Source organism: Neolewinella lacunae (assembly GCF_014349155.1).
Classification (GTDB): domain Bacteria; phylum Bacteroidota; class Bacteroidia; order Chitinophagales; family Saprospiraceae; genus Neolewinella; species Neolewinella lacunae.
Genome location: NZ_JACSIT010000122.1, coordinates 36,138 through 47,660 on the forward strand (window position 1 = coordinate 36,138; position 11,523 = coordinate 47,660).

Annotated in this window: 4 protein-coding genes and 1 pseudogene; 2 read left to right on the top strand and 3 right to left on the bottom strand. The window is 60.7% G+C overall.

All coding sequences use genetic code 11. The annotated features are described in order from the left end of the window. Positions 1 to 171 precede the first annotated feature (171 nt). From H9S92_RS13970 to H9S92_RS13980, 3 genes are all read right to left on the bottom strand, one after another. Positions 172 to 3,270 carry an AAA family ATPase gene (locus H9S92_RS13970; RefSeq protein WP_187467324.1) on the bottom strand — a complete coding sequence of 1,033 codons (3,099 nt, stop codon included), beginning with the start codon at positions 3,268 to 3,270 and terminating at the stop codon, positions 172 to 174. After that, positions 3,267 to 4,586 (bottom strand): exonuclease SbcCD subunit D C-terminal domain-containing protein, encoded by a 1,320-nt coding sequence (locus H9S92_RS13975; protein WP_187467325.1) that lies wholly within the window; start codon positions 4,584 to 4,586, stop codon positions 3,267 to 3,269. The genes H9S92_RS13970 and H9S92_RS13975 overlap by 4 nt, the downstream gene beginning before the upstream one ends. Positions 4,587 to 4,781: 195 nt before the next feature. Further along, positions 4,782 to 5,210, bottom strand: a complete 429-nt coding sequence (locus tag H9S92_RS13980) for a gamma-glutamylcyclotransferase family protein (RefSeq protein ID WP_187467326.1) — start codon at positions 5,208 to 5,210, stop codon at positions 4,782 to 4,784. Positions 5,211 to 5,520: 310 nt separating this feature from the next. On the opposite strand from H9S92_RS13980, the gene porV reads away from it, so the two are divergent. Together porV and H9S92_RS13990 are read left to right on the top strand one after the other, a co-directional pair. Continuing rightward, positions 5,521 to 6,720, top strand: coding sequence for a type IX secretion system outer membrane channel protein PorV (porV, locus tag H9S92_RS13985; protein ID WP_187467327.1), 1,200 nt, complete (start codon positions 5,521 to 5,523; stop codon positions 6,718 to 6,720). A 420-nt stretch (positions 6,721 to 7,140) separates the two neighbouring features. Beyond that, positions 7,141 to 11,523: pseudogene (locus H9S92_RS13990) on the top strand (hypothetical protein); the annotation flags it as partial.

Here is an 11,523-nt window from a genome sequence, read left to right on the forward strand (position 1 = left end):
TGGGGGCTCAACCCCAGATCAACCGGGGGAGGCTCAAGCGCTTACCAGGTCGAGACCCTCTGGGTCGTAGGAGAATACGCCACTGTACCTAGCTCGATCGACCCAGAGGGTCTCAACCTGGGCAGTCTAACGCGCGTACGGTTTTACCCCAATTTATTAAACGGACTAACCCTAGGCCACCACTTCCAGCCGGCTGTACCCATCCCCCAACGGCTCCAGCTTGATCTGGCAGCGGATGCGCTCGCGCAGTTCCCGGACGTGACTGATCAAGCCAATCGTCTTGCCCCGCTCCTGGAGCTGCTCCAGGGTGGTCATCGCCTGGTCGAGCACCCGCTCATCGAGGGTGCCGAAGCCTTCGTCGATGAACAAAGACTCGATGCGTTGCTGCCCCGCCGCCAGGTCGGAAAGCGCCAGGGCCAGCGCCAGGGAAACCAGGAAGGTCTCCCCGCCGCTCAGGGTAGTGGTCGGGCGGGCATTGTCGTTCTGGTAGGTATCGATGATCTCCAGCTCCAGGTTTTCCCGCTCCAGTTTTTCGGCGGCTTTATGGCGCATCTGGTAACGGCCGCTCATGGCGTCGAGGTGGAGGTTGCCCGCTTCCACGAGGCGCTGGAGGGTGAGCGACTGCGCGAAGCGGCGGAATTTTGTCCCGTCCTTTTGCCCGATGAGTTCGTGGAGTTTGGCCCAGCGTTGCAATTCAGCCGCCTGCATTTCCAGGGCGCTGGTGAGGGCTTCGTGCTGGCTGCGGCGCGCGTCGTCCAGTGCCAGTTCGCGTTCCAGGGCCCCCACCTCCCGTTCGGCCTGGGCCAGTTCCTGTTCTTCCTGCGCGGCCCTTTGCCGGAGTTCTTCCTCCGGCGGAAGGGTGGACAGTGCGGCGGTGGCTGCGGCGAGCTCGGTCTGCAGCTGCTGCACGCGGTCGCGGAGCGTATGCAGGGCCTGTTCCTGGCGGGTCAGTTGCTGGCGTTGTTGCTCTTCCTGGGCGGGAGGGAGGAGGGCGGCGCGGGCCTGGGCGGCGTCGGCCAGACCCAGCTCCGCCAGTTTGGCCTGTAGCTGATCGAGCAGTTTTTGCTCTGCCGCGCGGAGTTCCTCCTGTCGCGCGAGTCCTTCACTTTGGGCCGTTTGAGCGGCGGTCATTTCCCGCTCGGTGCCTTGCAGGAGGTTTTTTTGGCGGTCCAGGGTCTGCTGGCAGTGGCGATCGCGGGCGGCCAGCAGGGCGCGGCATTCGGCAACGCTTTTGTCGCCAATTTTCTCCCGCAGTTCGGCTTGCAGGGCCGCAATGGCGGTGCTGCGGGCGGCGGCGTTGGTCTGCAGGGCCTGGTGTTCGGCCTGCCGCTCGCGCTGCTGTTCGCGTTCCTGGGCGAGTTGTTGTTCGAGGAGGCGGAGGTTCTGGGCGGCGCTGCGTTGGGCGCGGAGTTGGCGCAGGCGGGCGTCGTCGTCCTGCAGTTGCCGGCGGGCCTCGGCCAGGGCTTCTTCCAGGGCGTCATCCCCTGCGGCGGGGGCTTCGCCGGTGGGCAAGCGGCTGGCGGCTTCGGTTTCCAGGGTTTGGAAGCTGGCCTGGGCGGCGGCCAGGTTGGCCAGGGCCGTCTGCGCCTGGGTGTTGGCCGTTTCGCGCTCCTTCCTGGCCTGGTCCAGCGCCCGACGGGCCGCCTGGAGGTCTTGGGTGGCCAGGGCCAGCTCGGCGTCGGCCACTGGCGTGTGGTCCTCCAGTGCCGGGTGTTCGGTCGCGCCGCAGACGGGGCAGGCCTGGCCGGGCTCCAGGGCGGTACGCAGATGCTCCAGCCCCCGGAATTGCTCCAGTCGGCGCAGGGCGGTGTCGCGGTGGTCCACCAGAACTTCGGCTTGGGCAACCTTTTCAGTGGCCTCTTTCAGAAAGTTTTCGGCGCTGACCAGGGCTTTTTCGCAGGCTTCGGCCAGGCCCCGTTGCCGCTCGGCGGCGTTGCGCGTGCGGCGGTAAGCGATCCAGGCATTGAGCGCGCCGCAGCGGGTATCCGTGGCCAGGTGCCGGACTTCCAGGGCGCTCAGCTCGGCTTCCAGGTTGGTCGCGCCAGCGGTGGTGGCCAGGAGTTCCGCCCGTTGTTTTTCCCCGCTTTCCAAGGTTTTTTTGGCCTCGGCGAGGGCCATCGCCAGGGCGTGTTGGCGGGCCCCTTCGGTCTGGGCGATGCCGTGCAGGCCCGCCAGTTTTTTCTCCAGTTCGTCGGCTTCGTCCAGCTTGGCCAGGCGACCGGGGCGGGCGGCGAGGTGGTCGGCGTGGGCTTTTTCTGCGGCGGCCAGGTCGCGGCGGTGCTGCTCCAGCGTGGGTGTCAGGGCACTGACGCGGTCGGCATCGGCGGCCAGGCGGGGGGCCAGGGCTTGCCGTTCAGCAGCTTTTTCGGCGACTTGCTCCAGGGGCGTGCGCAGCTCCCGCAGGCGCAGGCTTTCGGCCAGGGCGGCACGTTCGGCTTGGGCGGCTTGCCAGTCCTGCTCCAGACCCGTTAGGGTGGCGGATTCGGTAGCGTAGCGCGCTCGTAGCTCGGCGGCCCGAAGGTAGTTTTGCAGGGCGGCCTGCGTCGTTTTTTGGCGCGGTCGCAGGTGCCCGGTAAGTTGAACGGCAGCGGCCAAACGCCCCGCCAGCTCCTCCCGTTCCGCCGCCGGCAAGGGTGCCGAGCCCTCCAAACGCTGCGATGCCAAAGTATAGGTGTCCAGCGCGAGCTTGTGCCGGCGGAAGGCCGCAGCACTGAGCTGCGAGTAAATCTCCGTCCCCGTAATCCGCTCCAGCACCCCCGAACGCTCCGCTACGTCCGATTCCAGGAAACGGGCAAACTGGCCCTGAGTAAGCATCACGGAGCGCACGAAGCGGCCGTAATCCAGCCCCAGCAATTCTTCCGTCCTTTCGTTGACGCCGCGCAAACCGTCTACCGGCAGGGGCAGGTACTGCTGCGTGGCTTCGTCCCACTGGCTCAGGGAACGCTCGGCGGTTTGGAGTTTGCCGTCGGGGCGGCTGCGCGATCGCCGCCGCTCCCACCGGCTGAGGTACTGCCCCTGGCCCACCTGAAATTCCACCTCCGCGTAGCAGTCGCCCGTCCCGTGGCTCATCACTTCGTTGCCGTAGCGGTCGCGCTCGGTGCGTCCGTACAAGGCCAGCGTGATGGCGTCCAGGATGGTGGTTTTGCCCGCGCCCGTGGGGCCCACAATGGCGTAAAGGCCACTGGACCGCAGGGGTTCCTGGCGGAAATCGACTTCCTGGTCGCCGCGCAAACTGTTCAGGTTGCGGATGCCGATGCGAAGGATTTTCATGCTTCAGGGGTTTCTTCGCCCATCCACTGCCGCAGTTCGCGGAAGCTGGCCAATAGCTCGGGATAATCTTCGCGGGGCGCTTCGGCAGTGCCGTGGCAGAGCCGGTAGAAGACCTCTTCAGGGTCCAACTCCCGCAGGTCAATGCCCAGGCTTTGGCTGGTTCTCAGCGTCGTGGTGGGGCGGACGACGCTGCTGCGCACGACCATTGGCAGGCCCGCTGCTTCGGCGGCGTCGGCGGGGCCAAGGGCATCTTCCAGGGCTTTGCGGAGGAGGGGTAGGGGATGAGGGGAACTTACCCGGACTTCCACCCACGTCGGCAGGCGCTCTTCCGTACGGGCGGCTTCGCTGGTTTTCAGGGTGGCCAGGGCGGCCATGACTTCCTCGGCGGTGCCCCGGACGCTGACGAGCTCGCGGTAGCGCGGTACGGGGATTTTGCGGACTTCGACTTCCTGCCCCGCCCGGTCCAGGTCGAAAATGCACACCGACTGCGGCTGCCGCGCCTCTCCGAAGGTCAGGGGGATGAGGCTGCCGGAGTAGCGGACGGACTCGCGGCCACCCACGCGCTGCGCCTGGTGGATGTGGCCCAGGGCTACGTAGTCGAATAGCGGCGAAAATTGCTCGGCGGCGATGTTGTTTTTGTCGGCCAGGTAAATGTGGGTCTCTTTGTCTTCGGCGTCAACGGCCCCGGAGGCGTAGAGGTGGCCGGTAGCGATGACGGGCGTGGTGGGGTCCTGGCGGCTGGCTTCGACGGCGGCGGCGATGGCCTGGTAGTGGCCCAGGATGGCTGCCCGCATCCGCTGGCGACGATCTTCGGGACTTTCCCCGGCGATGCTGTACTTGATGTCGCGGTCGCGGAGGTAGGGGACGGCCGCGACGATCACTGCTCCGTCACCTTCCACAGCACCTGCGTTGAGCGCCCCCATACCCCACTTATTGCCTTCGCGGCTGTCCACCCGCAGGTGAATGACCTGCGCGCTGGGGTCGCTGCGCGCGCTGCCCACCACGTGGCAGTTGAGTTGGCGCAGCAGCTCCACCGGCGCGTCGAGCAGCGAGGGACTATCGTGGTTGCCGCCCACAATGACCGCCGCCTGGCAACCCGTGCGCGCCAGGGCCCCGAGAAAAGCGTAGTAGAGTTCCTGGGCGGTGTTGGAAGGGTTCATGGTATCGAAAACGTCGCCCGCAACGATGAGCAGATCGACCCGTTCAGCCTCAATGGTAGCCAACAACCACTGCAGGGCCGCGCGGTGCTCGGGGCTCCGGTCGCGGTCGTACAAGCGGTGGCCAAGGTGCCAGTCTGAGGTGTGGAGAATGCGCAAGTGGGGGGAGTTTAGTAGTTCAAAAGTTCAGTAGTCTAGTAGTTCAATAGTTCAGTAGTCTAGTAGTCTAATAGGCTAGTAGTCTAGTAGGCTAATAGTTCGGTGGTCTAGTAGTCGGCGGTTCACTAGTACCATGCACTATTGAACTATGAACTATGAACTACTGAACTATGAACTACTGAACTATGAACTACCTCATTCTCCGTTCACAAAACGCTGGTGATCGGGGTTACTGCGGTAGAAGGGGCAGTAATCGCCCTTGGGGATGGTGTTTTTGCCGGTGGTGCTGCCGCGGTATTCGTAGACCTGGGCGGTGAAGGTGCCGCCGTCGCCCACCGTGGCGGTGACGGTGATGCGGCGGTACTGGTCTTCGGGGGAGCCGGTAACGGTTTCGTAGGCGTCGAGCATTTCCAGGGTTTCGGGGAGATTTTCGTCGTGTAGGCGGTAGAGTTCGCCTTTGACGCTGCCGCTGCCCCCGACGAATCCGGGGTAGAGGCCGAGGTCGTAGAGCGTGCCAGCCGCCGTGGCCTTGCCGATCAGGGTAGCCCGGCGGCGGAGGAACTTGCTCATGGAAGAGGGGATGTCGCTAAGGAGCGTACCGTAAACGAATAGATGGGTGGGCATACTCGGGGATTCACTATGAGGGTAAACTGCTGAGGCAAAGCATGGTTGGCCCGGCGGTCCGCATTTTCGGGGGGCTAAATTACCGGGAATCAGGCGGCGGTACAAACCACGCCTTCCGCGTTTGGCGTATCTGCGGAGAAGCACTTACTTTTGCCCCGGCAAAATCATCCCGCCGAAAATAAAGCCTCCGGGCAATCGTTAAAAAAGCCTTAACGGGCATTTGCCGGGCCCGGTAGAGCGATTTAACCACAGCACCGCCCGGTATCTTCCCCTGTGGGCGGTCTCCCTTTTTCGGAATCACAATCTTCACATGCAACGAATCTTACTTAACTCCTTGTGCGCCCTGGCCCTTTGTGGTCTTTCCTTCACCCTCGCTGCACAAGGTGCCTGCGTACTGGATGAGAATGGCCGTGCCGTCCAGCCCGGCACCGGAGGCCCTTGCATCAATACCGTCGTTTCGGCCGTACCTTTCCTGCGGATCAACCCCGACGCCCGGGGTGGTGCTATGGGCGATGCCGGTGTAGCGCTTTCGGGCGATGCCAACTCCCTGCACTACAACGCCAGCCGCCTGGCCTTTGCCGAGGAAGACCTCGCCCTGGGGGCAACTTACACCCCCTGGCTTCAGGCTTTGGGGCTTAACGACGTTTACCTGGCCTACCTCGGTGGCTACAAAAAACTGGACGAGTTCCAGGCCGTAGGTGCTTCTTTGCGCTACTTCAGCCTGGGCGACATCCAGTACACCGACGTCAACGGCATGAGCACGGGTACGGGCAAGCCCAACGAATTTGAGTTCGCCCTGGCCTACACGCGTAAGCTCAGCGACCGCTTCAGCGCCAGCCTTACCGGTAAGTACATCAACTCTAACCTCGCCGCTGGCCAGGAAGTGAGCGGTGTGGTACTCGAAGCCGGCCAGGCCTTTGCGGCCGACCTCGGCTTCACCTACCGCAACGACGATACGAAGAACAACAACGCCTTCGCCATCGGCGCGGCCATCACCAACATCGGCTCCAAGATCACCTACACCCAGGATACGGTACGCGACTTCCTGCCCGCCAACCTGGCCATCGGTACGGCCTACACCTTCCGCTTCGATGAGTACAATGAACTGACGCTGACCTTCGATGCGAACAAACTCCTCGTCCCTACCCCCTGCGACGGTACGGACGTGGACTGCGACCAGGATGAGATCAACGACAAATCGCCCATCGCCGGCATTTTCTCGAGCCTCAACGATGCCCCCCAGGGTTTTGGCGAAGAACTCCGCGAGTTCACCCTCAGCGTGGGGGCGGAGTACTGGTACGACAAGCAGTTTGCCGTCCGCGCGGGCTATTTCCACGAAGACCAGACCAAGGGTGGCCGCCGCTACCTCACCGCTGGCCTGGGCCTGAAGTACAACATCTTTGGCCTCAACTTCAGCTACCTGGTGCCCACCAGCAACCAGCGCAATCCTTTGGATAACACGCTGCGTTTCAGCCTCTTGTTTGACTTTGGTGCCCAGCAGGCCCGCTGATTTTACCCGAAAAAAGTTGGGGGAGTGGGAAAAAATCCGCTGCCTTAACAATTTTAACACGGCCTTGCCCGTATATTGCCCATGCGCCGGTTGCACCCGGCCACCAAGAATTTTTATAACTGGGGTTTAGTTCAGGAAAGGTACGGCGCTTGCGTCGTGCCTTTCTCTTTTTAGGGTGGTGCGGAAGGTGGGCGCGGCCGCAGGTGCCGGGGCAGGGCAGGGAGCAGGGAACGCCCAGGCCAGCCCAGGGACGATGGCGGTACAGACGCCGCAGGCAGACGGCGAGGCTGTTCACGACAGTTTTTTTTCCAAAAGTTACCGATGTATTAAAGTTCTTAGCTACTTTTGGTGCCATGTTCGGGCCTCGGTGAAGTTCAGCTTTCTACCAAGGTCATCAATCTCAGATTTAAAGACGACTCGATGAAGAAATTTTTACTCCCTCTGGGCCGGCTAGGCCTGGCCTGCCTCTTGTTAATTGGCGGGCTTCCGCTTTTGGCTCAACCGGTAAATGACGAATGTTCCGGCGCAATTCCTCTGACGGTGAACGCCGACTTTGGCTGTGGTACTGTGACTGCGGGAACTACTACTGGCGCTACGGCCTCTGCCAACCCTACCACGAGCATCAGCGGAACGGCAAACAACGACGTCTGGTTCTCGTTTACTGCTACCAACAGCAGCCACCGGATCTCGCTGTTGAATCTGGTAAATGACGGTTCCGGAACTTCTACGAGCACCGATATGGGCATGGCCCTCTACACCGGCACGGGCGGCTGCGGAGGATTGACCTTTTTCGGTACCAGTGACCCTGAGACCTATAATGTAACCGGACTTACCCCAGGTACGCTCTACTATGTACGAGTATACGGATGGTTCGGTAGCATCCAAAACGTAAACTTCAACATTTGCGTAGGCACTCCTCCTCCTCCTCCCCCTCCTCCTTCCAACGACGAGTGCGCCAATGCCATTCCGTTGACGGTAAATGCTGATTTCAACTGCGGAACGGTGACTGCAGGCACTACGGCGGGCGCTACCGCCTCCACTTCACCTCCCGGAACGATCAGCGGAACGGCCAACAATGACGTCTGGTTCTCCTTTACGGCCACGAGCAGTGCACATCGGATCTCGCTGCTGAATCTGGTAAATGACGGCTCCGGTACTTCTACAAGCACGGACATGGGCATGGCCCTTTACACCGGCACGGGCGGCTGCGCAGGATTGACCTTTTTCGGCACCAGTGACCCTGAGACGTACAACGTCACGGGGCTTACCCCCGGGACGCTGTACTACTTGCGGGTATACGGATGGTTCACCAGCGTCCAAAACGTAAACTTCAACGTTTGCGTAGGTACCACGCCTCCTCCTCCACCTAACGATGAATGCGCTGATGCGGAGGTCATCACGCTGGTACCAGGTGTTGCCGGACCCGTAATGGGGTCCAACGCAAGTGCCAACGCCAACGGAAGACCTACCTCTTGTTTAGGTATTTCTGAGGGTGTCTGGTACACCTTCACCGGAAGCGGCGAAGAACTGGTTGTCAGGGTTGTTCCCACGGGATGGGACCCCGAGATCAACATCAGCAGTGGCAACTGTGGCAGTTTTTCCAACATCGCATGTGCGGATGCTGGAGGAACCGGAGGGGCTGAGACCATCACCTTCCAATCCGTTTTAGGAACAACGTACTACCTGTACGTAGCAGACTGGAGCAGCACCGTTGCGCCTAACGGCACTAACGCAGGTCCTTTCCAGGTGACCATCACTTCTCCCGATCCTTGTGCGATGGGCGGAGATGTTACTTCCCCCACCGTCACCTGTGAGGAAGTTACCATGACTTTTGAGGGTTGCCCCGCTGGCCTGGGCAGCAACACCCCAAGTGGTGTGTGGAGCCCAGTTCCCGCAGACGGCATCATCCAGTCTGCATTTGGTGGCATCTACATTCTCCCCGTAGATGTTAATGGCTGTATCCTGGATGACTGTGGCGACATCAGCAACATCGAATCCACGCTTGGTCGCTCTTTCGTGGCCAGTTCAAGTGTTGGTTCCGTAGAAATCGTCAACGTCCTCATTTTCCGCGATTCTACCGGAAATGAGTCGCCAGACTCCCTGTACGTCCGGGCAACCATTCAGGATACGGAAGCACCCATTATTACTACTTGCCCCGAAGACTTCGAACTAGCTGGTGATACTGATCAGGTTGGGAATGGTATAAACTCTGACTTGGCTTACTCGGAAACCCCGGTAATGATCACCGAAACGCAGTTTACCGCCGAAGGTGGAGCTATCGACGAGGACTGTATCGACGAAATTTCCTACGTGGACAGCCAAATGGGAACGGATCCCATCGTGATTACGCGCACCTTTACGGTCACCGACCAAAGTGGCCAATCCACTACCTGTGAGCAGACCATCACCCTGACGGAGTGCATTGTGGAGCTCCAGTGCCGCGACCTTACGGTTTACCTGGATGCTGCTGGTGCCGCCAGCATCACCCCCGAAGAAGTCCAGGTAATTGGCTCCTGTGACGCCACTGGCCTTAGCCTGGACGTTTCTGCCTTTACTTGTGAAGACGCGGAGGAAGAGATCATTACCGTGACCCTGACCCAAACGCTTGCTGGCACTACCCCCTCGGTCAGCACTTGCGAAGCTGAGATTACGGTGCTCGATACGATCGCTCCCGTTACTACTTGTATCGCGTCCGATACCATTTACTTAGATGAGGATGGTGAGGCCTTCTACGGCTCCACCGATGGCGTGACGGGTAATACCGACAACTGCGGTATTTCTTTGGTTTCGCCTGCCATCCTGGTGCCACTTACTTGTAATGAAATCAACTCCTTTGTTTTCTTTCCTAACTCTTCTGTTGACCTTTCTGGCAATAGTTCTGAGCCTTGTGTAACCACCGTTCTGGTACTCGACACGATCAGCCCGGTCGTCACCTGCGAAGCGCTCGTGGTCCAGTTGGACGAAGACGGCGTTGGTACCTACTGTGAGATCGAGCTATTCGAAGCTACTGACAACTGTTCAGTAAACCTTGCGCCCTTCGACCAGTGCTTTGTCCTCGATTGCGATGACATTGGCTCTTTTGAGGTTCCCGTAACGGTCTCTGATCTCAGCGGCAACAGCGCTACCTGCACGGCTACGGTAACCGTAGAAGACAATGTGGCCCCCGTTGCCCTTTGCCAGAACGTGACCATTGAGCTCGACGAAGAAGGTAATGCCTCCATTGCCCCCGGTGCAACGGGTGGCGGCGGTGGCGGAACGGCCATGGCCGTAACTTCCGTTAGCGGCGAGCTGGACGCTGGCGACCCCACTTACAACCATGCCAACGGTTTCTCCGTATTGCCGAACTGTATACTGTCCGGCGTAGGTACGAACACTTTCTACGAAGTGTTCGAGTTTACCGTTGATGCTGCCGATATGTACACCTTCATGATGGTGCCCAACACAACGGCAGACTTCCTCTTCTCCCTCTACAGCGGAGGATTCGACCCCAACGCAGCTTGTACCAACCTGATCGGCATCGACGACGACACCAACGGCGACGACCCCGAAATCATGATCCAATTGGACCTCGTGCCCGGCCAGTACACGATGGTGACGACCACCTTCGGCAACGGCGCTACGGGTGCTTATACCTACACGATCAGCAGCGCCAACGGTGGCCAGGTCTTTGCGGCTGGCGACGGTGGCGGCGGCGACGGCGGCGGTGAAACGGGCGATGCACCGCTGGTCGATGGCGGCTCTACGGATGCCTGTGGCATCGAGACTTACGCCATCAGCCAGGTAGATTTCACTTGCGCGGACGCAGGTGCAAACGTAGTCACGTTGACAGTAACGGACGTCAACGGCAACACTTCCAGCTGTGAAGCCACGGTAACGGTGGAAGACAACATCGCTCCCGAGATCGTCGTCACACCGCAAACGGTAGTACTGAGCAATGCCACGGGAACGGCTACCCTGACGGTTGCCGACCTGGCCACGGCTACGGACAACTGCGGCCTTGCCTCTCTGACGGCCAGCCAGTTGATCTTCACCTGTGAAGACATTGGCGAAGTGGAAGTGCTCATCACGGCCACTGACGTAAACGGCAGCGTATCGACTGCCCCGGTCATCGTGACGGTCCAGTTCCTGCAGCCCAACCTGTCCTGCATCGGCGAGATCAACCTGACGCTCAACGACGACTGCCAGGGTCTGCTGATCCCCCGGATGGTCCTGACGGGCAACGTTGCGTGCCTGGACGTCTTCGGCTTTGACATCACGGTAATGGACAGCGACCCGAGCAACGGCCCGATCATCGACGGCTGCGGCAGCTTCCAGTACATGATCCGCTCTACGGCCCAGTCTTCTGCAACTACGAACGGCCTGACGGGTGCCCTGGCCCCCGGCAACTGGGACGTGGTCTCCACGACGAGCAACGCCAACCAGACGGCTACGGCCACCTTCACCGCCACTACGCTGACGCTGCGCACTTCTGCGGCAGTATTCAGCTCTGGTTCTCCCTTCGGCGTGACTGCCGACCTGCAATTCGCCACGGCCGGTGAGTTGAGCTTCGACTACGACTTCAACGGCGTAGACGCTGGCTTCGACGACGCCCTGATTGTTTTCGACTTCGAAGGCAACGTGGTAGAAACGATTTTGAACACGGACGATCCCGCCAGCGGTTCCGCTACGGTGGCCATCGAAGTGGGCTACACGCTGATGGTTGAGCTGGCCGACGATGGCTTCCAGCCTTTCGCTGGTGCCTTTGCCAGCGAGTTGGTACTGAGCAACTTCAGCTTCACGGGCGGTGACCTGCTGGGCCTCGAC